This is a genomic window from Pseudomonas putida, assembly GCF_028682395.1.
In the GTDB taxonomy this organism is placed as follows: Bacteria; Pseudomonadota; Gammaproteobacteria; order Pseudomonadales; family Pseudomonadaceae; genus Aquipseudomonas; species Aquipseudomonas putida_AB.
Genome location: NZ_JANHLC010000001.1, coordinates 814,644 through 837,093, shown reverse-complemented (window position 1 = coordinate 837,093; position 22,450 = coordinate 814,644). Strand labels below are relative to the sequence as shown.

The window sequence follows — 22,450 nt, the reverse complement described above, 5'->3', positions numbered from 1 at the left end:
GTTGCGGGGCTTTTTTATGGTGTGTCAAACGAACAGAAATGCGTGACGGGAGGGCTCGCCCCTACACCGGCTGGGGTGGCGCCGGGACAGGGCGGTTGAGGCGTTTGTTGAGGTCCAGCCAGGCGGCCAGAAGGATCATCAGGCCGACGCCGAGCAGCGCACTGAAGATCTGCATGGGCCAGGCATCGTCGGCCAGGGCGTTGAGCATATCGGCCAGCGGCGCCAGCAGTACCCCAAAGCAGAACACTTCCAGCGAATAACGGCCCATACGGCAGCTTTGGCGGGCCCACCAACGCTGCAGCCAGGCACTGTCCGGGACCACTTTGGCCGTGGCATAAGCCAGGGCCAGGAAGTGCAGAAGCCGCACCGGCGACAGGTTGGTCTTGCTGATGGGGTAGAGCCATTCGCCCAGTTGGCGTGGTATCAGGGCGTCGTGCACCTGGGGCCAGCGCCATGACAGGGCGATCAGCCCGGTCACCAGCAGATAGAGCGCCGCGCCGATAAACAGCGGTTGTTGGCGCAGTGGACGCAGGTCCGGGGCGCGGGGGCGCTGACCCTGGATCGCCGCCGCGCCGCCGAGGATAAACAGCAACTGCCAGGCCATTGGGTTGAAGAACCACACGCCACCTTCCTGGGCGGCCAGGTTCCATTGAAACCAGGGCGCCAGCAGGTACAGTGCCACCGACAGGCCGACCACGTATTCGGCCTTGCGCAGCAGCATCGGCAGGACCAGCGGCAGGCCGAGCAGTAGCAGGATATAGAGCGGCAAAGGGTCCATCAGGTTGGGTTTGAAGCGCAGCAACAGTTCATCGAGCAAGGCTTGCTGTGGGTTGCTGAGGAAATACTGCAGGCCCATTTCCTGGACCAGGTCACGGGTTTCCACATGGCTGTTGGCGAAGAAGACGATGCCCATCAGCACCGCCAGCAGAAAAATATGCACCACATAGAGCACCCAGGCCCGCCGCAGGATGCGCACGCTGGCGATCAGGAAACCTTCGCGCCGGGCAATTCGGCCGTAGGCAAGTACGGCCGCGTAACCGGCCAGGAACACAAAAATTTCCGCCGCATCGCTGAAACCGAAATTGCGTACGGTAAGGTTGGCCAGAGGGTTGTGCGGCACGTGATCCCAGAAAATGAAGACCAGTGCCAGGCCTCGGAAAAAGTCGATGCGAAGATCGCGTCCGTTAGACATGCCTGATGACTCTTGAGCGATTTGAAGTAAAGACCGATTTTGTGCCTGAAAATTGCCTAGGACAGTTCGGCGGCGGGGAGGGTGGCGTTATTCGCGATGAATTGCAAAGGCTGGCTATTGCACAATATCACCGACCCGCTGGTCGGAATCAGACCTGGGTCGCCCGAGCCTCGACCGCTTGCCCGCAGATGACTGATCCATATCAGTGCCCGGGCCTGGCGAAGATCGCAGATTTGGAAAGAGTTGCGCTGACCGGTCGGCAGCCTTCAAGATGGAAAGTCGTCTCGGGACACCCGGACTGCAAAAAACGGGAGAGGAATCATGGGTTTATGGATTCAGCTCGGGCACCAACATGATCGTGCGGTAGTTGGCAATTGACTAACGTCAGTGGGGCAAGGCAAATGGACAAGGTGGACGAAGTCATACTGGCGATCTTGAAAAATGATTCAAGAATCAGTGTTTCGCAGCTGTCACGCCAGGTCCATAAATCCAGAACGGCCGTCGAGTCGAGAATCCAGAAGCTGGTCGACAAGGGCGTGATTCGCGGTTTCACCATCGATATCTGCGACGATCGTTGCGAGAACTATCAGTCAGCGTTTTTGATGCTGCAACTCAAGGGCAACAAGTGCCATCTGGTTTATCCACAGATCAAGGGCTTCGACGAAGTCATCCATGTCTATTCCCTATTCGGCGAACTCGACATGCTGCTCGAAGTCCAGTGCAAGGACTTCGAAGCAATCATGGCGCTCAAGGAACGGCTGCTCAAGATCGAGCAGATCAGCGAGGTCAAGGTCAATCCGATTCTCAAGGCCTGGCGATAGGGTGCGCGCCTGGGTTGGCGCGCCCCTGAGTCGTTCTAGCCGGTTTTCTCCGAGGCCGCGGGGAAGCGCCGTTCCATAAACTCGTAATGCAGCTCGGGCATCGCTTGCACCAGCGACCCGATCAACTCGTCGATCACGCCCTTATTGAAGTCATAGCTCGTATCTTCATGCCCCAGCACCACCACCACCAGGTTGTGGGTGTTGTCGGTCAAGCGGAAGTCATGGGCGTCGGCATCGATCTTGCCGATGGTTGCCAGGGTATGGTCGCCGGCCGAGTAGACCAGGTCCCCCGGCGGAATCGCCACGTCCTTCTTGGAGAACAGCGGACGGATACGTATCGGCGACTGGGCGCGGTAGACGTGGATATCCTGCTGTTTGTCGAAGGTATGTACGCCGACGCTGACCGAGTGCTTGATCGCTACCGCATTGTAGGCATCGACCACGTTGTTGATCGAGCGCACGCCGTTGGAGACGAAGTGCTTGAGGATCTTTTCGCAGGCGCTGGTGGTTTCCGGGTAGCCGAGCCGTTCCAGTTGCCGGGCAAAGCCGTTGTAGATCGGGTTCGAGCACAGGTCGGCCAGGCGCGAGGCAATCTCGTTGAGATTGCGCGTCAGGGCCGGGACAAAGGTCTTGTCGGCGTTGACCGAGATGCCGCTGATAATCGCCGCACAGGCATTGCCCACGCCCAGGTTGGCCGCGGACTCGTGAATGATCAAACGAGCTGTCATGGGATTCCTCACTCGCGCCAGAGCAACTGGCGTAGGGTTTCTGCACTGTGGGACAACTGTGCGGGCTCCGGGTGGTAGACCCAGAACAGGCCCGGGCAGGTGGCGAAATCCACCGTGACCTTGGTCACATCGCCAGGGGCCAGGAAGTAGCGATGCCCGCCATAGGCGATATTGTTCGTGGCGTCGGCCAGATCAGCTTCCGACGGGCCGTTGAAGCGGGTCGCGGTGTCGGCATAGAAGAACCCGATCCGACCGTGGTTGATCTGCTTGACCGCGGTCATGTTGTGCGGCGCCGGTGTCCCCAGGTAGCAATCGACGGCCAGTGACAGCAGGTCGGGCTTGTAGACATTCGTGAACAGCAGCGGGGCAATGCCGCCGTGCAGACGGGCACCGGCTTCGATCATCAAGGGGCCCTGGTCGGACCAGATGATTTCCATATGGATCGGACCGACCCGGATACCCAGCGCGGCAGCCGCCTGGCGGGCATAGTCGAGCAGCGGCTTGAGGGTAATATCGGCTGGATCGAGGGTGTCGAGGCCTTCATAGACGAACTTGCTGCCGTTGCGCTCGACCTTCGAATAGCGGCAGACCGAGGCGATAACCATCGTGCCGTCGTAGGCCACCATATCGACCACATACTCCGGCCCTTCGATAAACGGCTGGACGATGAACCCCAGGTTCTCCTCGCCCAGGTCGTTCTTTTGATGCCACGCAGCATTGATCAGCGCGGCGTGAACCTGCGCGGTGCCTTTGGCGAAGACCACGCCGTCGGTGGACGCCGAGTTGATCGGCTTGATCACGTAGTCGCGCTCCGGGTCGACGGTTTCCATAAAGCTTGGAATCTGCGAGCGGGAACTGAGGATCTTCGACGTAATGCCGGGCAAGCCCTTGCTCTTGAGCGCGTTCTGCATGGAAAACTTGTTGCGCCGAAAATCGCTGGTGTTGCGGCTGTTACCTTTCAGGCCCAGGGTTTCGGTGAGGTAGTCGGTCAGGTAAATCGCGGTTTCACAGCCTGCCACCACTCCCAGCGCCGAGAGCTCGTCGAGGGTCGACAGCAGGGCCTCTTCCCAGTGATAGATCGCCGAGAAGTCTTCGGGAATCAGTGTGTTCAGAAAGCGCGGGGACATGTTGGGGTCGGAAATCACCGCCACACAGTTGATGCCCAGCTTCTTGAAGTACGGCGCGTAGAACCGGCCCGAGGACAGTGGGTCGACGATGATGATGGTTTTCATACTGACTACCTTATTTCGCAGTAGGAAGAGGCAATGCCTGCCGACTGGCCATCCAGCCCAGTACGGCAAGCCCGAGAAGGAGGGCGGCGACGATCATCAGGCCACGCGCGCCGGCGATTCCGAGAAAGGCGCTGGTGGTGAAGAACGTCAGGATCATGGGCGCGCTGGCGCTGACCAGCAGGTAATACAGCGCGCTTTTCGAGGCAATGGTGTCGGCCATCCGGGCATCGCTGGTGGCGTCGATCAGTGCCCGGCGGACCTGGATACGCAGGCTGTTGATACTGAAACCGAGTGCAAAGGCGGCCAGCATCATCAGGTAGAGGTTGTGCATGTACACCAGCAGGATGTCGGCCAGCAGGATCAGGGCAATGGCCATGTAGTTTTTCAACTGGATCCGGGGCAGTACCGCTGCGCTGAACGCGCCCAGGCCGGCCAGGCCGCTGGCGATGCCGAAGCGGGTGGCGTTCCACTCGTTGAGCTTCTGGAAGACGATGGGAATCAGGCTGTTGAAGGCCCCGATATGGAAGCCGATCAGGCTCAACACCACGATCAGGATGATCAGGTGGCGCGGCAGTTCGTTGGCGAACTGGGAGCGACTGCTGGCGGTATTCCCCTTGGCCACCGTAGGGGCTTCAGGGGTCGCGCCGACCAGCACAATGGCCAGCAGCGCTACCAGTGCGGTGGCGCTGATGATCTGCAGGGCCTGGTCGAGGGCGAACCGGTCGACGATCAGCCCGCCCAGCAGGGCGCCGGAAAATGCGCCGATCTGGATGGCGGTCTGCATGAAGCGCGAGGAGGTGTCGCTGTTGGTATAACCGGCCAGCACCAGCTTGGTGTTCTTCGCCTCCAGCGTGCTGTTGGTGAAGTAGCTGCTGACCCCGACCGCGAAGGCGATCAGCAGAAAACCGGCGGGTGCCACGGTCGCGTCGGTAAACGACAGGCCAAGGATCGCGCAGAACGCCACCAGGCGAATGTAGAACAGGCGCGCCAGGTTGAGCTCGACCCGTCGATAGCGAGTCAGCAACTGCTGGCACAGATACGGGACCACGGTGGCGACACACAGGGTTACGCCGATCAGGAAGGTCGAGCCGGTGGTTTTCAGGCCGAACCAGACCATGCAGATCACAATCGCCATATCCAGCCCGGTAAACAGGCTGACGATGGAGTAGAACGCGGGCAACGTCGATTTCTGGGTCATGGTGGCTTATCCGTGCCGGGAGATTTTGTGCAGCGGTTCGGCCCGTTCGGCATCGCGGATCACGGTGCTGATCAGGTCACCTACGCGCACGCTGGGCAGGGCGCGTTTTTCCAGGTTGCAGGTCTTGTAGTGGTTCTCGTGCCACGGGCAGATCAAGGCCTGGCCGTCGCAACTGGTGTCACCCATGTGCAGCGGGCCGCCTCGGTGGGGGCAGGCGGTGGGCAGCAATTGGGTCTGCTTGGCACGTTGGTTGAGGAAGTAGGTCTTGGCGCCCACGGCAATAAAGTTGAACTCGTTCATGCGCAGCGTGATGGACTTCATGGCTGAGGTACTCATACGGCGGTCACGCTGTATTCGCAGCGTTCGCTAGTGACAAGGGTGCCGTGAATCATGCCGCGCGGGATCACCACGCCTTCACCGGCCTTGAGTTGGAAGCTCTGGAACGGACTGACGCGAAACTCCAGCTCGCCGGACTCGACCATGAACAGCTCGTCGAGCGAGTGACTGTGGATAACCGACAACTCGCCGCGGTTCTCGACAAAGTACGCATCCGGGGTTTTCTGCCCGCGCAGTTCGGCGGCTTTGGCGCGGTATTCGTCCATGGCATCGTGCCAGTGGATATGGGCAAACATTTCTTCGTCGGCCAGGTCCTGCAGCAGGCGGAATTCTTCGAAACCGCGAATCAGGTCCGGGATAATTTTCGGCCCGTATTGTTTGATCAACGGCAGAATCAAACGGTTTAACGCCATTTGCCCGTGATAAACATCGATATGATGATGTTCGTCAAAGTACAGCGCGGAAACATCTTTACCAAAAATATCCTTGATCGCCCGTGATTGATGTTTGGTGGTCATGGCCAAACTGGCTTCGGTGTAATACATGGCGCCGATATAACGGAAGAATGCGCCGTGATTAGCCGAGACATAATGGAAATAGTTAGTGAGCGATAGCGACGAGGCGGTATAAAACTGCCAATAGTGATGCACGTGATGAGACAGGCCGGCTTGTTTGAGCATGTGCTCAAAGATGGTGCTGTGTTTTTTGTCATTGACCCCGTAACCGTATTCATCGATCAAGATCTTAAACAATTCGCTGGTGTGCTCACCGCAATTACCCAATACGTTGCGCGCCATGGCCGAGGCTTCACTCAGGAAGTCGCCGGCGCACTGGACCAGGAAAAACTTTGCTGCGCGCTGCGGATCACGACTGCCGGTCAACTCCCGGTGCAGCGACGATTCGGCACCGGCGATACCGTCCAGAACCGCCTGGGTGTGGGCCACGAAGGAGTTCAGGCACCAGGGGCCGTTGACGTGGATTTCCTTCTCCAGCCAGTCATACAGGTAATGCTCCAGGGCCGGGCGGACCTGCTTGCCACAGGCCATCAGCTCGGGGTCGTAGAAACTTTTGAATTCCTGCAGGTCGAGGGTCTGGGGCGCGGTAGGGAGGAACACCATGTCCTGTTCGTAGATATTCAATAACAGACGCTGGGCGAGCAAATGGTTATTGCTCCACAGTTCGCTGCGTTCCAGAGAACTATTGATTAACGTCTCGGAAACATCCTGTGCCCGCGACGGTCGTTGATAAGGAGTCGAAGTAAAGAAACTTTTGGGCTGAGCAAAGTGCGATGCATTGGCAAAAGCGCTCAGTGCATGATGCATATGTGCAGGCTCTACTTTAACTGAGCGGTCTGAAACTATAACTGTCCCTAACATTTCGCGCGCCTTAGTTGGTTTATATAAGTGGCCAGATGCTAAGGCTTTGAATAACGCTTAAAAAGATCAAAAATGCGGAGTCCAATAGTGAAATTCACTAAACGACTAGAGAAATTGGCAGGGGGGCGGTAATGGGCAAATGGGTTGCAGCAGAAGACTGGCGTGAAGCGGCGCGGGGGGCTCTTGGCAATGGACTGTTATCGGGGCAAAAGGTGCAATGTCCTGCAGGACGTACCACGCCGTCGGGGAACGGCGTGGCAATCGCTACTCAGGCGGCTTGGTGGTGGGCTTCGAAACTGTCCGCCCGGGCCATCTGCCACATGCGCGAATAAAACTCGCCACTGACCTCGCCGGTCAGCAATTCACCGGGCTTGAGGAAGACATGCAATTGGGAGAACAGCTTGATCTCGGTGGCGGACATGCGTCGCACCAGATGCCGGGCGCTGAGTTGCGCCGGATGTTCGAGACCGGCCGAGGCGAGCATCTCGGCGAGAGCCTTGAGGGTATTGCGATGGAAGTTGAAGACCCGCTCGGCTTTGTCCGGCACAACCAGGGCCCGTTGGCGTAGGTTGTCCTGGGTAGCGACTCCGGTAGGGCACTTGTTGGTGTGGCAGCTTTGCGACTGGATGCAGCCGATGGCAAACATAAACCCGCGCGCGGAGTTGGCCCAGTCTGCGCCGATGGCCAGGACACTGGCGATATCGAAGGCGCTGACAATCTTGCCACTGGCCCCGAGCTTGATCTTGTCGCGCAGGTTGAGGCCGACCAGGGTGTTGTGCACGAACAGCAGGCCTTCGCGCAGCGGGACGCCAATATGGTCGGTGAACTCGACCGGCGCTGCGCCGGTGCCGCCTTCCTTGCCGTCGACCACGATAAAGTCCGGCAGGATGCCGGTTTCCAGCATCGCCTTGGCGATACCCATGAATTCCCAGGGATGACCCAGACAGAACTTGAAGCCCACCGGCTTGCCACCCGACAGCTCACGTAGTTGCTGGATGAACTGCATCAATTCAATCGGTGTGGAAAACGCGCTGTGGCGCGATGGCGAGATGCAGTCCTCGCCCATGGGCACGCCGCGGGTCTCGGCGATTTCACGGGTGACCTTGTGCTTGGGCAGGATACCGCCATGGCCGGGCTTGGCCCCCTGGCTCATCTTGATTTCGATCATGCGCACCTGCGGATCGCGGGCCTGGGCGGCAAAGCGCTCCGGGTCGAAACGGCCGTCGCTCGTCCGGCAACCGAAATAGCCGCTGCCCAGCTCCCAGGTCAGGTCGCCGCCATGTTCGCGGTGGTAGGCACTGATGCTGCCTTCGCCGGTGTCGTGGGCGAAGTTGCCGAGCTTGGCGCCCTGGTTGAGTGCACGAATCGCGTTGGCACTCAGGGAGCCGAAGCTCATGGCCGAGATGTTGAACACCGAGGCCGAGTAGGGCTGGGTGCATTGCGGGCCGCCGACGATAACCCGAAAACCGCTCGGGTCGCTTAGCGGGGCAGGGCGCATGGAATGGCCGATAAATTCGAAACCGGTCTGGTAGACATCGATCAGGGTGCCGAACGGTTTGTCGGCACTCTCGTTTTTGGCGCGCGAGTAGACCAGCGAGCGCTGGGCGCGAGAAAACGGTAGGGCATCGCTGTCGGATTCGAGCAGGTATTGGCGGATTTCCGGGCGGATGCCTTCGACCAGGTAGCGAATGTTGCCCAGGATCGGGTAGTTGCGACGAACCGCGTGAGGGCTCTGCAACAGATCGAACAGGCCCAGCAGGCTGAGAAGCCCGGTGACCAGGGTAAAGACCCACAACCAGTCGTTATTGGCCAGGAAGGGCAGGCTGGCCAGGGTAAACAGTACGCAACCGGCAAAGAAGGCGTAGCGGCTTAGAAGTGACAGGCTCATGCGGTTTCCTTTGGTTCGGGTTCATCAGGTCGGTCAGGCATTCTCGGCCTGGGGGAACAGCTCGGGTTGGGGCTGATGCCCAGCTTACTGGTGAGCTGTTTCTTATGGGATTTCACGGTTTCGATGGAAATTTCCAGCTTGTGAACGGTCAATTGTGCGGCCTTGAGCGGTTGTAGCGTGGCTTGCGGCTGAATGTGCCAGTTACCTTGAAGCGTGGCCGTCAGGCCCGCAAATTCGCTCGCTCTAGGAGGCTGATCAGTTGCCCGACACTGTGGTGCCTGGCGATATCATCCAGCGAAAGCGTTACATCGTGTCTCGGGTTACCTCGGCCATGTGACCTCTCACTGCCCTTAACTGGTGCGCATACTGACCCCAGAAGCGCTGGCCGGGCAAACATTCTGCCAGCTCGGCGGCTGTCATTGAGCCCCAATATCAAGGAAAGCCCATGCAGGTCGAGCTGGGCCAACTCGCGGGATGCAACAATCCTGGCGGTTTTCGCCAGCAGTTCCGAGCACCGTATAGACGATAACGGTTCGGGCTTATTGCAAGTCGTTATCGTTTAGCTGGATCAATATGTTATTGTATAACGTATTGATCCCTGTCATTGCCCGGAGGCAAGCATGAAACCCGGTATCCATCCCGCTTATCGCACGGTGCTGTTCCACGACACGGCCGCCGATGTGTATTTCCTGATCGGTTCCACCGTTGACACCGACCGCACACAGCGCCACAGCGATGGGCAGACCTATCCCTACGTGGCCCTGGATATTTCCAGCGCCTCCCATCCGATTTATACCGGGCAGCAGCGCAAAACCCAGTCCGAGGGCCGCATCGCCGGGTTCAACAAGCGGTTTGCCGGGTTTGGCTCGGCCACGCCCAAGGCGGACTAGCGATAGGGCGGCAGTTGCAGGCGCCCGCTGCTCAGCAGCGAGGCGAACGCTTCGGCCGCGAGGGCCTTGCTGAAGAAGTAGCCCTGAACTTCCTCGCACTCCTGGACCCTGAGAAAGTCCAGTTGCTCGCGGGTCTCGACGCCTTCGGCGATGATGTTGAGGTTCAGGCTCTTGCCCAGGCTGATGATGGCGCTGACCAGTGCGGCGTCGTTGCTGTCGGTGCTCAGGTTGCGCACGAAGGACTGATCGATCTTGAGCACGTCGATGGGGAATTTCTGCAGGTAGCTCAGGCTCGAATAGCCGGTGCCGAAGTCGTCGATCGCCAGGCGCACGCCCATCTTCTTGATGCACTGCAGAATCGCGATGGTCGATTCGACGCTGTGCATCAGCACGCTCTCGGTGATCTCCAGTTCCAGCAGATTGGGCGCCAGCCGGGTTTCTTCGAGGACCTGATGGATATCATCAAGGAAACTGCGCTGGCGGAACTCGATGGCGGAAATGTTCACCGACATGCACATCTCTCCTAGCCCCTCCTGCTGCCAGGCCACGGCTTGCAGGCAGGCCTCGCGCATCACCCACTTGCTCAGCGGCACAATCAGCCCGCTGTCTTCGGCGATGGGAATGAATTCCGACGGAAACACCCAGCCGCGCTGGGGGTGGCGCCAGCGCACCAGGGCCTCGGCGCCGACCACCCGGCCGGTGCGCACATCCAGCTTGGGTTGGTAGTGCAGGACGAACTCCTTGCGCTCCAGGCCCAGGCGAATGCCCGATTCGATGGACTGTTGCTCGCGAGCGCGCTGGTTCATGTCCTCGATAAAGAAGCTGAAGTCGTTGGGGCCGTATTCCTTGACGTTGCGCATCGCCGTTTCGGCTTTCTTGATCAGCGCCAGGGCCTCCTCGCCATCGTTGGGGTAGATGCTGATGCCCATGCTGGCGGTGACGCTCAGGTCGTGGCCAGCAATGTTGTGGGGCTTGCTCAGGGCGACCAGGATCTTCTCGGCGATGCTCTTGGTCTGCTGCGGATGATGGATATCGGCCAGGACCAGCACGAATTCATCGGAGCCGTAGCGAAACACCGAATCGGATTTGCGCAGGGCCGTGGCCAGCGAGCGCGAGACATGCTTGAGCATTTCGTCGCCGACGGGATGGCCCAAGGCATTGTTGATGCGCTTGAAGCGGTCCAGGCCGATAAACATCACCGCCAGTTGTTTGTGGTGCCGGCGCGAGAGGGCAATCGACTGAGTCAGCCGGTCGCCCAGCAAGGTGCTGTTGGGCAGTTCGGTCAGGACATCGAATTGCAGCAGGTGGGAGACTTTCAACAGCTCGTGGACACGTTCCTCGATGGTCCGCTCCAGGCTGAGCATTTTGGCTGCGGCATCCTGGGCCATCTGCCATTTCCAGGTCAGGGCACTGGCCATCTGGCGGACTTCCAGGGTGTCGAACGGACGCTTGAGGATCAGTAGCTGGTCGTCGAATGCCAGGCGCTCGGACAGCTCTTCCCAGGACAGGTCGGGTGCATGGGTGCACAAGGCAATTTGCAACTGGGGGTCGACCTTCCAGAGCCGGGTAATCGTCTCCAGGCCATCCCAGCCCGGCGCCAGGTGCGTGTCGATAAACGCCAGGGCATAGGGCCGGGCGCTGGCCAGGGCTCGGCCGACCTGTTCGAGGGCGTCATGGCCGCTTTCGACGCAGTCGAGTTCGAAGCCTTGCAGCAGATTGTCGTAGGGCGCGCCATCGGTCGGCGGTGCAAGGGGTGGGATGCGCGGCTGCGGGCAGAGGATCGCGCGAAAGTCCCGATGGGCCGACGCATTGGCGTCGACGATCAGGATCCGCCGGTTAGCCCCAAGGCGCCGACTGTTCACGGGGTTGTACCAGGGCGCGAGGCGGGCACTTGCGCGGATAACGAGGGCATACGTGTATCCCTTCCATGAGACCAGGCCGCTGTTGAGTGGCATTGGGAGCAGGCTCAGATCAGCATAGATGGGGTCTGCGCCTTTCGCCGTAAAGATGCCGATTCCCCAGGGACAGATGGCTCGGTGTGGCGATTGGATGGACCTGCCCAACTGGCATCGCGGTCCCTGTGGCTTTTTCGCAGGCCTTTTGCGGATGCTGGCCTCCCATCTAGCCCGGCAGATATGTAATCCTTGGCCGTCCTTTTCCATAGAAGCGTTGTGTGCCATGACTGTCGTACCGTCCGTCGCCCAATCCGCCTCGCGGGTTATTCGTATCGCTGCTGCCCTGCTGCTGGACCCGGCTGGGCGCACCCTGCTGGTGCGCAAACGCGGGACCCAAGCCTTTATGCAGGCCGGCGGCAAGATTGAACCCGGCGAGCAGCCGCTGGCCGCGCTGGCCCGCGAACTCGACGAAGAACTGGGCCTGCGTTTCGAGGCGGCAGCGGCCACCTACCTGGGGCACTTCAGCGCCCCCGCAGCCAATGAGCCGGGCTATGAAGTGCAGGCCGAGGTGTTCAGCCTGCGGATCGCCGAGGCGGTTACAGCGGCGGCCGAGATCGAGGAAATCCTGTGGGTCGATCCGCTGCTGGAGCATGACCTGCCCATGGCGGCGCTGACCCGTGAGCGGATCCTGCCGTTCTATCGGCAGAGCCTGCTGCGCCAGGGCGCAGACCCCGCATGATTCCCGCCCAGGATGTGCTGTTGTTCGCCGCCGCGTGCCTGTTGATGGTGCTGACGCCTGGTCCGAACATGATCTATCTGATCTCCCGTTCGATCTGCCAGGGGCCCAAGGCCGGGGTGGTGTCGTTGCTGGGCGTGGTGGCCGGCTTTTTTGTCCACCTGTTTGCAGCGGCTGTGGGCCTGACGGCGGTGTTTCTGGCCGTACCCATGGCCTATGAAGTCCTCAAGTGGGCCGGTGCGCTGTACCTGCTGTGGCTGGCCTGGCAGGCGGTCAGGCCAGGGGCTCGCTCGCCGTTCCAGGCTCAGCAATTGCCAGCGGATTCACCGGCGCGGCTGGTGTTGATGGGCTTTCTCACCAGTGCGTTGAACCCCAAGATCGCGGTGTTCTATCTGTCGGTCTTTCCGCAGTTTATTCATCCGGGGCAGGGCTCGGTCTTTACCCAGAGCTTGATTCTGGGCCTGACCCAGATTGGCGTGAGCTTTACGGTCAATCTGCTGATCGCGCTGTTTGCCGGGGGGCTGGCCCTGTGGTTTGTGCGCAACCCGCTATGGCTGGCGGTGCAACGCTACGTGATGGGCGGTGTGCTGGCCGGGCTGGCGGTGCGCCTGATGCTGGACCAGCGCCGGCTGGGCTGAGGGACCGCGAGCCGGCTCACGCCAAGCGGCGTGGGCTTGCTCGCGAGCAACCCGGCCTCAGCGCACCGCGCTGACGCCATCCAGGGTCGAGAACGAGGTGTCCTTGGCTGTCAGCAGGAAATCGCGCATATAGGGCGCATCCAGCATATCCGCGCGAATGCCCGCATACAGGGTCGCGAACAGCCCTTTCTCGCCCAGGCGCTTGGCCTTTACATAGCCGCGCGAACTGTACTCGTGCAAGGCCCAGTGCGGCATACCGCAGACGCCGCGACCGCTGGCGACCAACTGCATCATCATCACCGTCAGTTCCGAGGTCCGCACCTGGGCCGGCTCGATATCGGCTGGCTCGAGGAAGCGCGTGAAGATATCCAGGCGATCACGATCCACCGGGTAGGTGATCAGGGTTTCCTTGAGCAGGTCCTCGGGGACGATATAGGGCTTGTGTGCCAGTGGATGCTGGTTGGCGACCGCGAGCATGGCTTCGTAGGTAAACAACGGTACGTAGGTGATCCCGGCCAGCTCCAGCGGGTCGGAGGTCACCACCAGGTCCAGGTCGCCACGGGCCAGGGCCGGTAGCGGGGCGAAGGAGAAACCTGACGCCAGGTCCAACTCGACTTCTGGCCAGGCATCACGGAACTGGTCGATGGTTGGCATCAGCCACTGAAAACAGCTGTGGCACTCGATGGCCATGTGCAGGCGCCCCGCGGTCCCGCCGGCCAGGCGCGCAATATCTCGCTCGGCTGCGCGCAACAGCGGCAGGCTGGCGTCGGCCAGTTGCAGCAGGCGCAGGCCGGCACTGGTAAACCGTACCGGTTTGGTCTTGCGCACGAACAACTGCAAACCCAAGCGCTCTTCAAGTTCCTTGAACTGGTGGGACAGGGCCGATTGAGTCAGGTGCAGGCGCTCGGCGGCCTCTACCAGGCTGTCGGCTTCACGCAAGGCATGCAGGGTTTTCAAGTGACGGATTTCCAGCACCAGGGGCTCTCCATGAAAAAAATTCGTGATCGATTTGAAAAAAATTGAGTTTGCCTCACGTTACAAGTTGTGTCGACAAATCCGCTCGTCTTTACCCTTCACGGTGCGACTCCGTGCCAATACTGAGAGCCTGACGATCACAGACAGCGATCATACCGCTCGGCAGTGTTCATCAAACTGTCACGGGAGTGTGGCAGCGCGCTCGCACGAACTTCATCACAATCGCGCTCTACTGGGGTTCTGCGTTTCGGTGTTTTTCATGCGGGTACTGTTTTTTCTGGCTGCGCTGCTGTGCGGCCTGCCGTCTTTTGCGGCTTCGCGCTGTGATGTCAATGTTGCGACCGAGCGGGTCGAGCTGGCTCAAGTAAGCCTGGCCTACCAGAGTATCGGTCGTGTCTCCGATCCGGCGCTGCTGCTGGTGATGGGGCTGGGCGGGCAACTGATCCATTGGCCTGATGAAGTGGTCATGGCGCTCTGTCAGCAGGGCTTTCGGGTGATCCGCTACGACAATCGTGATGTCGGCCTGTCTACCTGGCGCCAGGCGCCGGCCAGTGCCAACCTGACCTTCGAGGTGTTGCGTTACAAGCTCGGCCTGCCCGTTGCGGCGCCCTACACCTTGAGCGATATGGCCGAGGACGGCCTGGGCCTGATGGACGCGTTGCAGATCCAGCAGTTTCACGTGCTGGGCGCGAGCATGGGCGGGATGATCGCCCAGCACCTCGCGGCCATGGCCCCGCAACGGGTGGAAAGCCTGACGCTGATCATGACCAGTTCCAGTGCTGCTGGCCTGCCGGCGCCCAGTGCGGCGCTGGTGCAGCTGTTGGCGCGACGCAGCGCGCCAAATCGGCAGGTGGCCATCGAGCAGCAGGCGGACCTGTTGGCGGCCCTGGGCAGTCCGCAGGTGGTGGATGATCGTCAGGCCCTGCTACAGCAGGCGGCGGTGTCCTACGACCGGGCCTTCAACCCCGAAGGGGTGAAACGCCAGATCATGGCCATCCTGGCCGAGCCGAGCCGGGTGCCGCTGCTCAACCAGCTACGTGTACCGGCCCTGGTGGTCCACGGTACGGCCGATCCGCTGTTGCCGGTGATGCATGGCGTGCACCTGGCGGCTCATATCCAGGGCAGTCAGTTGAAACTGATTCCAGGGCTGGCCCATCGTTTTCAGGAGGCCTTCAAGGCGCCCCTGCTGGCTGCGGTATTGCCCTACCTCAAGGCCCATCAGCAGGATGTCAGCCACTGGGCGCAGTTGTAGCCGGCCGCTGGTTAGCGAGCGATTCTGTCGACCTGGATCCCGAGCTGTTACAGGCGATACCCAAAGCTGCGTTCGCAGATGCCGACCCGTTGCGCGGGGGCGGCCTGGACCCCCTTGAAGAGCGCATGCTGTACCTCGTATCGGGCCCGATGGGTGGGCGTTTCAGGGCAAACGCAAGGGCCTGGCCAGGTGCCCGGCAGGGGCCACTCAGGCGTGCAGGCGTACCCAGACGCTGACCAGTACTGTCGCCGCCATCAGCCAGGCCACGGCCGCCACGGCGAGGGAGGCTTCCAGGCGCAGGCGGTCGACCATCACATAGAGGGTCGCCAGGTAGACGAAATACGGAATGATCGACCACATGCCAAACACAATGGTGGTCTTCAGGTCGTCCACCGAGCGGCCCTTGCCGACGATGTAGTGGGCAATCAGGGCGAAGGTCGGAAACAGCGGCACCAGGCCGGCGATGTAGTAGTTGCGTGTCTTGGCCAGCACGGCGAGCAGTATCACCACCGCTGCGCCGAGGGCTGCCTTGAGTAGTAAGTCCACGGGAATCCTCGTTGTCAGTGGTTCAGGCCGTACTTCTTGACCTTGTCGAACAAGGTGGTCTTGGCCATGCCCAACTCCTGGCTGGCCTGGGTCAGGTTGCCGCTGCTGCGGTGCAGGGCATCGTTGAGCAGATTGCGCTCGAAGGCTTCCACCGCTTCGGCAAAGCCCAGGCCCTGGCCGGTACTGCCGGCGGATTTCTTGAAGGCCGGCAGGCCCAGGGCAAAGCGTTCGGCGACATTGCGCAGTTCGCGCACATTGCCCGGCCAGTCATGGCTCATCAGGGTGGACAGGGTCTGGTTGTCCAGGGCCGGCGCAAGGCGGTCGAAACGCAGGGAGGACTGCTGCAGGAAGTGCTCGAACAGTTGCAGGATATCTTCGCGGCGCTCACGCAACGGGGGCAGTTCGAGGGTCACCACGTTGAGGCGATAGTAGAGGTCGCTGCGAAACTCGCCGCGCTTGCCCAGTTGGTCCAGGTCGGATTTGGTCGCGGCAATGACCCGGCAGTCCACGGCAATGCTCTGGTTTGAACCGAGACGTTCCAGGGTGCGCTCCTGCAGGACCCGCAGCAGCTTGATCTGCAGGGGCAGGGGCATGCTTTCGACTTCGTCGAGGAACAGTGTGCCGTCGTGGGCGTGTTCGATCTTGCCGATCCGGCGCTTGCCGGCGCCGGTGAAGGCATTGGCTTCGTGGCCGAAGATTTCGCTTTCAAAGAGATTCTCTGGCAGGCCACCGCAGTTGAGCGCGACAAACTGCGCCGAGCGCCGTCGGCTGAAGTCATGTAGACAGCGGGCAACGAGTTCCTTGCCGGTGCCGGTCTCGCCTTCGATCAGTACGTTGGCTGAGGTGTCGGCGACATTGGCGATCAGTTCGCGCAGGTTCTGCATGGCCGGCGAGCGACCGATGATCCGTCCCTCCAGCGAGTCGCGTTCGGCCAATTGCCGGCGCAGCGCCGACACTTCCCGGGCCAGACCTCGCTGTTCCAGAGCCCGGCGCACCACTTCGACCAGACGCTCGGGGGAGAAGGGTTTCTCCATAAAGTCATAGGCGCCATCGCGCATGGCGCCCACAGCCATGGAAATATCGCCGTGGCCGGTAATCAGCACCACCGGCAGGCTGCGGTCGAGCGCCTTGAGGCGCGTCAGCAGTTGCAGCCCATCGATGCCCGGCAGACGGATATCGCTGATAACGATACCGGCGAAGTTGGCATCGACCCGCGCCAGGGCCTCTTCGGCACTGGCGACGCCTTCGCTGGGAATGTCTTCCAGGGCCAGGGCTTGCTGGCAGCCCAATAGCACATGGGGATCGTCTTCGACGATCAGGACGGTCAGGTCGGTATTCATTGCGGCTTGGCCTTAGCGGGAGTGACCAGCGGTAGGGTGAGGACAAAGGCGGTGCCGCCACTGTCGGGATGTTCGACGCTCAGGCTGCCGCCCGTGGCGGCCGCGAGGCTGGCCGAGAGGGTCAGGCCCAACCCCAGGCCCTGTTCGCCGGGCTTGGTGGTGAAGAACGGCTCGAACAAGTGCTTGCGGGCGAGGGGATCGATGCCGTGGCCGTTGTCGCGAACGCGCAGGCGGTATTTGTGATCGTTCGCTTCGCCTTCCAGCCATAGCTCGGGCAGGGGCTGGGCGTGCATGGCATCCAGGGCGTTGCCGATCAGGTTGACCAGGATCTGTTCGAGGCGGGTCTGGTCGATGCCCAGTTGCACGTCCGCGAAGTCGCGGTGCAGTTGCAGCTCGAAGTTCTCCAGGCGGCTACCGAGTAGTTGCAGGGCCGCGTCGACCGCCTTGCCCAGGCTGGCCTCGCCCTTGTCGTCGCCACGCCGGGCGAAGGCTCGCAGGCTGGCGGTAATGCGGCCCATGCGGTCGATCAGTTCATTGATGGTCTTGAGGTTGGTGCTGGCCGTGTCCAGGGCGCCGCGTTCGAGAAACCGTACGGTATTGCCCGAGAGGGTACGCAGGGCGGCCAGGGGCTGGTTCAGTTCGTGGGCGATGCTGGTGGACATTTGGCCGATGGCGGCGAGCTTGCCGGCCTGGATCAGTTCGTCCTGGGCGCGGCGCAGGGTTTCCTCGGCCTGGCGTCGTTCGCGAATCTGACTTTTCAACCGTTCATTGCTGGCCCGCAGGTCGGTGGTGCGCTCGGCGATCTTGCGTTCCAGCTGGCTATTGGCTTCTTCCAGCGCCTCGCGTGCGGCAAGGCGGGTGGCGAGGACCTTGCGCCGCTCGTTCCAGGCGATCAGCAAAAAAGCCACCAGGGCAAACGCCACCGCGACCAGGATGCCCTGGTTGGCGGCTTCGCGGCGCAGGTCCTGGAGCGGGGTCAGGAGAGTGAAGTTCCAGGGAGTATCGCTGAGTGGCCGGGTCTGGGCCAGGTAGCTGATTTCCTGCTGTTCGGGGTCCAGTTCGACGTTGCCGGGGAAGGTCAGTTTTTCCACGCCGACGGCCAGGGTCTCACGGGCCAGGGGTTGCAGTTCGTTCAGCGGAAACCAGTAGTACTGCAGGCTACGGGCCAGACGCTCCTTGGTCTCTTCGCTCAGTGGAATCACCGATTTCAGGCGTCGGGCCGGGTCGCTGGACAGGATGATGATGCCGTTCTCATCGCTGACAAAGGCTTCCAGGCGAGCCCGCTGCCAGCGTTCCTCCAGGGCTTCGAGGCGGACCTTGACCACGGCCACGCCGATGATCTTGCCGCGCTCTTCCAGGCCATGGGCCAAGTAATAGCCCGGCTCGCCATTGGTGCTGCCGATGCCATAGAACCGCCCGGGCTGGCCACGGATGGCGTTCTGAAAATAGGCGCGAAAGGCCAGGTCTTCACCCAGGTAGCTGTCGAAGTCGCGCCAGTTGCTGGTGGCCAGCACCCGGCCGGTGGTGTCCATCACATAGATCGCCCGGCTGCGGGCGCGGCGATTGAGGCCTTCGAGGTAATCGTTGACCGTGCTTCGGTGTTCCGGCGTCGGGTCGGCGAGCAGGCTGGAGACGCTCGTTTCCAGCTCCAGCAGGCTCGGTAGGTAGGTGTACTTGCTGATCTCGCTCTCGACGGCGCGGGCGTGCAGTTCGAGCTGGCGCTCGCCGTTTTCGCTAAGGGTGCGGATGCCGTAGTGCTCGCTGATGCGATAGCCGGCATAGCCCAGGCCGATCATTAGCAGGATGATCAGGGGCGGTAGAAACAGATGGCGGATCAGACGGGGTTTCACGGCGAGTGATGGCGGTGCGGCGCGAAAGAGAGTGGGGTCGCATTTCATCACAGTTGCCTTGGCTCAACCAGAAACCGTTGCCAGCGCTGCCACAAGGCAGGCAGCGCTGGCAGGTCGGTACTTAGTGCTGCAGGATTTTTTCGAGGAAGTGTTGCGCGCGCTCGGAACGGGCGCTGATATCGCCGAAGAACTCTTCCTTGTTGCAGTCTTCGATGATCTTGCCCTGGTCCATGAAGATCACACGGTTGGCGACCTTGCGCGCAAAGCCCATTTCATGGGTCACGCACATCATGGTCATGCCTTCCTGGGCCAACTGCACCATGACGTCGAGCACTTCGTTGACCATCTCCGGGTCCAGGGCCGAGGTCGGTTCGTCGAATAGCATTACCACCGGGTCCATGGCCAGCGCACGGGCAATGGCCACGCGCTGTTGCTGGCCGCCGGAGAGTTGTCCCGGATGCTTGTGGGCGTGTGCCGAAAGGCCTACGCGGTCGAGCAGTTGCAGGCCTTTCTTGGTGGCTTCTTCCTTGCTGCGGCCGAGTACCTTGATCTGTGCGATGGTCAGGTTTTCGGTGATGGTCAGGTGCGGGAACAGCTCGAAATGCTGGAACACCATGCCGACGCGCGAGCGCAGTTTCGGCAGGTTGGTCTTTGGATCGGCGATGGACGTGCCGTCGACCACGATATCGCCTTTCTGGAACGGCTCCAGGGCGTTGACGCACTTGATCAGGGTCGACTTGCCCGAACCCGACGGACCACAGACCACCACCACTTCACCCTTGCTGACCTCGGTGCTGCAATCGGTCAGTACCTGGAAGTCCCCGTACCACTTGTTGATGTTCTTGATCGAGATCATACGGCAAACCTTTTTTGCAGACGCTTGACCAGCAGCGAGGCGGCAAAGCTGATGATGAAATACACGACACCGGCGACGATCAGGAACTCATTGGCGCGGCCGACGATATCGCCACTGGAGCGCGAGGCGTTGAGGAAATCCACCAGGCCCACGGTATAGACCAGCGAGGTGTCCTGAAACAGGATGATGCTCTGTTGCAGCAGCAGCGGGGTCATCTTGCGAAACGCCTGGGGCAGGATGATCAGGCGCATGGTCTGGCCGTAGCTCATGCCCAGTGCCTGGGCGGCGCCCATCTGGCCCTTGGGAATCGACTGCACACCGGCCCGGACGATTTCGCAGAAGTATGCCGCTTCGAACATCATGAAGGCCACGATGCACGAGGTGAAGGCGCCAATCGGGGTGTCTTCGCCGGTGATCCAGCGCAGCACGAATGGCACCGCCAGGTAGAACCAGGTAATGACCAGCAGCAGCGGGATGGAGCGGAAGTAGTTGACGTAGGCACCGGCCAGGTTGGCCAGCAACCGGTTGGACGACAGGCGCATCAGGGCCAGGATCGTCCCGATGATGATCCCGCCGACGACGCCCAGCGCCATCAGTTGCAGGGTCATCAGCATGCCGTTCCACAGCCCGGGAATGGCCGGGATGATGTCGCTGAAATCTAATTCCATTATTTACCCCCCACGGAGATCAGGCCGGGTACCGCGACTTTCTTCTCGACCAGGCGCATCAACAGCATGAGGCTCATGTTCAGGGTGAAGTAGATCAGGGTCGCCAGGGTGAAGGCTTCGAACAGGTTGGCGGAGAACTCGGCGGTCTGTTTGGTCTGGGCGAGCAGTTCCATCAGGCCGATCAGCGAGGCCACGGAGGAGTTCTTGAAGACGTTGAGAAATTCGGACGTCAGGGGCGGAATGATGATCCGATAAGCCTGGGGCAGCAGCACGTTCCAGTAGATCTGCGGCAGGCTGAAACCCATGGCACGGGCAGCGGCTTCCTGGCCACGTGGCAGCGCCTGGATACCGGTGCGCACTTGCTCGCAGACCCGGGCGGCGGTGAACAGGCCCAGGCACACGACGACGCTCAGAAAGGCCGAGGTGGTCGGGTTCAGGTCCTGCTTGTACCACTCTTGCAGGTTGGCGGGCAGCAGATCGGGGACCAGGAAGTACCAGATAAACAGTTGCACCAGCAGCGGCACGTTACGAAACAGTTCCACATAGGCGGTGGCGATGCCTGACACCAAGCGGTTCGGTACGGTACGCATGACCCCGAGCACCGAGCCGAGGGCCAGGGCAATGATCCAGGCAATGACGGCGATGGCGATGGTCCAGCCCAGGCCGGAGATGTACCAGTCGAGATACGTCTCGCTGCCAACTCCGGTGGACTTGAAGAACACGCTCCAGTCCCAGTTGTAATTCATTCAGGGTCTCCCCTCAGATCGATCGATGTTCAAGCACCCGCCAGGGGAGGTTCCGTTCCCGCCCGACGCGACGGTCGGGCACACACGCACGGCTCGACAGCCACCGGTGCGAGTGTTTCCAGAAAAAGCCAGCAGGTAGTGACAGCCTCCTGAAAGGGCGCGGGGCCCTTCAGGAGATAAGGTTAGTCAGGAATCAGGACTTTTGATCGTCAGCCGCTTTGTCGGTTGGCGTGGCGATCAGGGCCTTGAGCTCGTCGCTCATGGGGAACATCAGGTTCAGGCCTTTAGGCGGGATCGGCGATTGGAACCACTTGTCGTAGATCTTGTTGATCTCGCCCGACTTGTAGGTCGCCACGATGGCGTCGTCGACAGCTTTCTTGAACGGCGCGTCGCCTTTTCGGACCATGCAGCCGTAAATTTCATAGGACTGTGGTGTGCCTGTGACGGCCCAGTCGGCAGGCTTCTTGGCCTTAGCCATTTCACCGGCGAGCAGGGCGTCGTCCATCATGAAGGCAACGGCCCGGCCGGACTCCAGCATGTTGAAGGATTCGCCGTGGTCCTTGGCGGAAATCACATTCATGCCCATCTGCTTGTCGGCGTTCATCGACTTGAGGATGCGCTCGGACGTGGTGCCTGCGGTGGTCACGACGTTCTTGCCCTTCAGGTCCGGGAAGTCCTTGTAGGCCGAATCTTTCTTGGACAGCAGACGGGTGCCGATCTCGAAGATGCCGACCGAGAAGTCGACTTGCTGCTGACGCTCGACGTTGTTGGTAGTGGAGCCACACTCGACGTCCACGGTGCCGTTCTGCACCAGCGGGATACGGGTTTGCGAGGTCACCAGGTTGTACTTGACCTTGAGATCTGGCATGTCGAGGTCTTTTTTCAGCGCTTCGACGATTTTCAGCTGGATATCGTGGGAATAGCCCACTGGAACGCCGGAAGCGTCGGCGATATAGGAAAACGGAATGGAGGCGTCGCGGTGTCCGAGGGTGATGGTGCCGGACTCTTTGATTTTCTTCAGTGTGCCGGTCAATTCGGCTGCGAAAACTGGAGTGCTAATCAGAGCGGCAGCAATGGCTGCGCCCAAAAGATGGGGAACGATGCGCATCAAATGTTTCCTCGACTTTGTTTTTTTTATCGGGCCAGTACTTCGGCCCCTGTTGTGTTGCAAACGGCTCAACAGCGCTTGATGGCTGTTTGAACATTCGTCGAAGAGTGTAGAGCATGAGTCGTGCCAGGGTCGGCGAATACGGTTATTTGCTTGATATATATGGAGATTTATATTTT

At 60.8% G+C, this 22,450-nt stretch carries 21 protein-coding genes; 5 read left to right on the top strand and 16 right to left on the bottom strand.

Features of this window, described 5'->3' with window-relative positions:
* Positions 1-61: 61 nt before the first annotated feature.
* The gene (locus tag NPS46_RS03990; protein ID WP_274105092.1) at positions 62-1,192 is read right to left on the bottom strand and encodes an OpgC domain-containing protein; all 1,131 of its coding nucleotides are present in this window, start codon (positions 1,190-1,192) and stop codon (positions 62-64) included.
* Between the two features lie 401 nt (positions 1,193-1,593).
* Here NPS46_RS03990 and NPS46_RS03985 point away from each other — a divergent pair, with 401 nt between their 5' ends.
* A complete protein-coding gene (locus NPS46_RS03985) occupies positions 1,594-2,013 on the top strand; it encodes an Lrp/AsnC family transcriptional regulator (RefSeq protein WP_274105091.1) in 420 nt (139 codons plus the stop codon).
* A 35-nt stretch (positions 2,014-2,048) separates the two neighbouring features.
* Here NPS46_RS03985 and NPS46_RS03980 read toward each other — a convergent pair whose 3' ends face one another.
* The 6 genes from NPS46_RS03980 to NPS46_RS03955 form a co-directional block, all read right to left on the bottom strand.
* Entirely contained in the window at positions 2,049-2,741 is a 693-nt protein-coding gene (locus NPS46_RS03980; protein WP_274105090.1) for a phenylalanine--tRNA ligase beta subunit-related protein, read from the bottom strand.
* A gap of 8 nt (positions 2,742-2,749) precedes the next feature.
* Positions 2,750-3,973 carry an ATP-grasp domain-containing protein gene (locus tag NPS46_RS03975; protein ID WP_274105089.1) on the bottom strand — a complete coding sequence of 408 codons (1,224 nt, stop codon included), beginning with the start codon at positions 3,971-3,973 and terminating at the stop codon, positions 2,750-2,752.
* A gap of 10 nt (positions 3,974-3,983) precedes the next feature.
* Positions 3,984-5,171, bottom strand: a complete 1,188-nt coding sequence (locus NPS46_RS03970) for a hypothetical protein (RefSeq protein ID WP_274105088.1) — start codon at positions 5,169-5,171, stop codon at positions 3,984-3,986.
* A gap of 6 nt (positions 5,172-5,177) precedes the next feature.
* Positions 5,178-5,507 (bottom strand): Rieske 2Fe-2S domain-containing protein, encoded by a 330-nt coding sequence (locus tag NPS46_RS03965; RefSeq protein WP_274105087.1) that lies wholly within the window; start codon positions 5,505-5,507, stop codon positions 5,178-5,180.
* The gene (locus tag NPS46_RS03960; RefSeq protein ID WP_274105086.1) at positions 5,504-6,667 is read right to left on the bottom strand and encodes an iron-containing redox enzyme family protein; all 1,164 of its coding nucleotides are present in this window, start codon (positions 6,665-6,667) and stop codon (positions 5,504-5,506) included. Before NPS46_RS03960 ends, NPS46_RS03965 begins: the two co-directional genes overlap by 4 nt.
* Positions 6,668-7,151: 484 nt before the next feature.
* Entirely contained in the window at positions 7,152-8,771 is a 1,620-nt protein-coding gene (locus NPS46_RS03955; RefSeq protein WP_274105085.1) for an FMN-binding glutamate synthase family protein, read from the bottom strand.
* 620 nt (positions 8,772-9,391) lie between these two features.
* Here NPS46_RS03955 and NPS46_RS03950 point away from each other — a divergent pair.
* Positions 9,392-9,661, top strand: a complete 270-nt coding sequence (locus NPS46_RS03950) for a type B 50S ribosomal protein L31 (protein WP_274105084.1) — start codon at positions 9,392-9,394, stop codon at positions 9,659-9,661.
* Here NPS46_RS03950 and NPS46_RS03945 read toward each other — a convergent pair.
* Complete coding sequence (locus NPS46_RS03945) at positions 9,658-11,523, bottom strand: GGDEF/EAL domain-containing response regulator (protein WP_274105083.1); 1,866 nt, start codon at positions 11,521-11,523, stop codon at positions 9,658-9,660. The two genes, NPS46_RS03950 and NPS46_RS03945, sit on opposite strands and share 4 nt — an antisense overlap.
* A 316-nt stretch (positions 11,524-11,839) precedes the next feature.
* Here NPS46_RS03945 and NPS46_RS03940 point away from each other — a divergent pair, with 316 nt between their 5' ends.
* Entirely contained in the window at positions 11,840-12,295 is a 456-nt protein-coding gene (locus tag NPS46_RS03940; RefSeq protein ID WP_274105082.1) for an NUDIX hydrolase, read from the top strand.
* Positions 12,292-12,930, top strand: a complete 639-nt coding sequence (locus NPS46_RS03935) for a LysE family translocator (RefSeq protein ID WP_274105081.1) — start codon at positions 12,292-12,294, stop codon at positions 12,928-12,930. The genes NPS46_RS03940 and NPS46_RS03935 overlap by 4 nt, the downstream gene beginning before the upstream one ends.
* A 57-nt stretch (positions 12,931-12,987) precedes the next feature.
* Here NPS46_RS03935 and metR read toward each other — a convergent pair whose 3' ends face one another.
* Complete coding sequence (metR, locus tag NPS46_RS03930; RefSeq protein ID WP_274105080.1) at positions 12,988-13,905, bottom strand: transcriptional regulator MetR; 918 nt, start codon at positions 13,903-13,905, stop codon at positions 12,988-12,990.
* A 259-nt stretch (positions 13,906-14,164) separates the two neighbouring features.
* On the opposite strand from metR, the gene NPS46_RS03925 reads away from it, so the two are divergent.
* Positions 14,165-15,157: an alpha/beta fold hydrolase gene (locus tag NPS46_RS03925; RefSeq protein ID WP_274105079.1), complete on the top strand. Its 993-nt coding sequence runs from the start codon at positions 14,165-14,167 to the stop codon at positions 15,155-15,157.
* A 207-nt stretch (positions 15,158-15,364) separates the two neighbouring features.
* Here the strand turns inward: NPS46_RS03925 and NPS46_RS03920 are convergent, their stop codons facing one another.
* From NPS46_RS03920 to NPS46_RS03890, 7 genes are all read right to left on the bottom strand, one after another.
* Entirely contained in the window at positions 15,365-15,703 is a 339-nt protein-coding gene (locus tag NPS46_RS03920) for a GlpM family protein (RefSeq protein ID WP_274105077.1), read from the bottom strand.
* Positions 15,704-15,717: 14 nt separating this feature from the next.
* A complete protein-coding gene (locus NPS46_RS03915; RefSeq protein ID WP_274105076.1) occupies positions 15,718-17,043 on the bottom strand; it encodes a sigma-54-dependent transcriptional regulator in 1,326 nt (441 codons plus the stop codon).
* Positions 17,040-18,941 (bottom strand): sensor histidine kinase, encoded by a 1,902-nt coding sequence (locus NPS46_RS03910; protein ID WP_274105075.1) that lies wholly within the window; start codon positions 18,939-18,941, stop codon positions 17,040-17,042. Before NPS46_RS03910 ends, NPS46_RS03915 begins: the two co-directional genes overlap by 4 nt.
* Before the next feature lie 73 nt (positions 18,942-19,014).
* A complete protein-coding gene (locus tag NPS46_RS03905; protein WP_274105074.1) occupies positions 19,015-19,749 on the bottom strand; it encodes an amino acid ABC transporter ATP-binding protein in 735 nt (244 codons plus the stop codon).
* The gene (locus NPS46_RS03900) at positions 19,746-20,417 is read right to left on the bottom strand and encodes an amino acid ABC transporter permease (RefSeq protein ID WP_274105073.1); all 672 of its coding nucleotides are present in this window, start codon (positions 20,415-20,417) and stop codon (positions 19,746-19,748) included. The genes NPS46_RS03905 and NPS46_RS03900 overlap by 4 nt, the downstream gene beginning before the upstream one ends.
* Entirely contained in the window at positions 20,417-21,163 is a 747-nt protein-coding gene (locus NPS46_RS03895; RefSeq protein WP_274105072.1) for an amino acid ABC transporter permease, read from the bottom strand. Before NPS46_RS03895 ends, NPS46_RS03900 begins: the two co-directional genes overlap by 1 nt.
* 193 nt (positions 21,164-21,356) lie before the next feature.
* A complete protein-coding gene (locus NPS46_RS03890; RefSeq protein WP_274105071.1) occupies positions 21,357-22,271 on the bottom strand; it encodes a glutamate/aspartate ABC transporter substrate-binding protein in 915 nt (304 codons plus the stop codon).
* Between the last annotated feature and the right edge of the window lie 179 nt (positions 22,272-22,450).

Excerpts from the sequence above, each read along its gene's own strand:
- NPS46_RS03990 (WP_274105092.1), bottom strand. The coding sequence starts at position 1,192 with ATGTCTAACGGACGCGATCTTCGCATCGACTTTTTCCGAGGCCTGGCA.
- NPS46_RS03985 (WP_274105091.1), top strand. The coding sequence starts at position 1,594 with ATGGACAAGGTGGACGAAGTCATACTGGCGATCTTGAAAAATGATTCA.
- NPS46_RS03980 (WP_274105090.1), bottom strand. The coding sequence starts at position 2,741 with ATGACAGCTCGTTTGATCATTCACGAGTCCGCGGCCAACCTGGGCGTG.
- NPS46_RS03975 (WP_274105089.1), bottom strand. The coding sequence starts at position 3,973 with ATGAAAACCATCATCATCGTCGACCCACTGTCCTCGGGCCGGTTCTAC.
- NPS46_RS03970 (WP_274105088.1), bottom strand. The coding sequence starts at position 5,171 with ATGACCCAGAAATCGACGTTGCCCGCGTTCTACTCCATCGTCAGCCTG.
- NPS46_RS03965 (WP_274105087.1), bottom strand. The coding sequence starts at position 5,507 with ATGAGTACCTCAGCCATGAAGTCCATCACGCTGCGCATGAACGAGTTC.
- NPS46_RS03955 (WP_274105085.1), bottom strand. The coding sequence starts at position 8,771 with ATGAGCCTGTCACTTCTAAGCCGCTACGCCTTCTTTGCCGGTTGCGTA.
- NPS46_RS03950 (WP_274105084.1), top strand. The coding sequence starts at position 9,392 with ATGAAACCCGGTATCCATCCCGCTTATCGCACGGTGCTGTTCCACGAC.
- NPS46_RS03940 (WP_274105082.1), top strand. The coding sequence starts at position 11,840 with ATGACTGTCGTACCGTCCGTCGCCCAATCCGCCTCGCGGGTTATTCGT.
- NPS46_RS03935 (WP_274105081.1), top strand. The coding sequence starts at position 12,292 with ATGATTCCCGCCCAGGATGTGCTGTTGTTCGCCGCCGCGTGCCTGTTG.
- NPS46_RS03925 (WP_274105079.1), top strand. The coding sequence starts at position 14,165 with ATGCGGGTACTGTTTTTTCTGGCTGCGCTGCTGTGCGGCCTGCCGTCT.
- NPS46_RS03915 (WP_274105076.1), bottom strand. The coding sequence starts at position 17,043 with ATGAATACCGACCTGACCGTCCTGATCGTCGAAGACGATCCCCATGTG.
- NPS46_RS03910 (WP_274105075.1), bottom strand. The coding sequence starts at position 18,941 with ATGAAATGCGACCCCACTCTCTTTCGCGCCGCACCGCCATCACTCGCC.
- NPS46_RS03905 (WP_274105074.1), bottom strand. The coding sequence starts at position 19,749 with ATGATCTCGATCAAGAACATCAACAAGTGGTACGGGGACTTCCAGGTA.
- NPS46_RS03900 (WP_274105073.1), bottom strand. The coding sequence starts at position 20,417 with ATGGAATTAGATTTCAGCGACATCATCCCGGCCATTCCCGGGCTGTGG.
- NPS46_RS03895 (WP_274105072.1), bottom strand. The coding sequence starts at position 21,163 with ATGAATTACAACTGGGACTGGAGCGTGTTCTTCAAGTCCACCGGAGTT.
- NPS46_RS03890 (WP_274105071.1), bottom strand. The coding sequence starts at position 22,271 with ATGCGCATCGTTCCCCATCTTTTGGGCGCAGCCATTGCTGCCGCTCTG.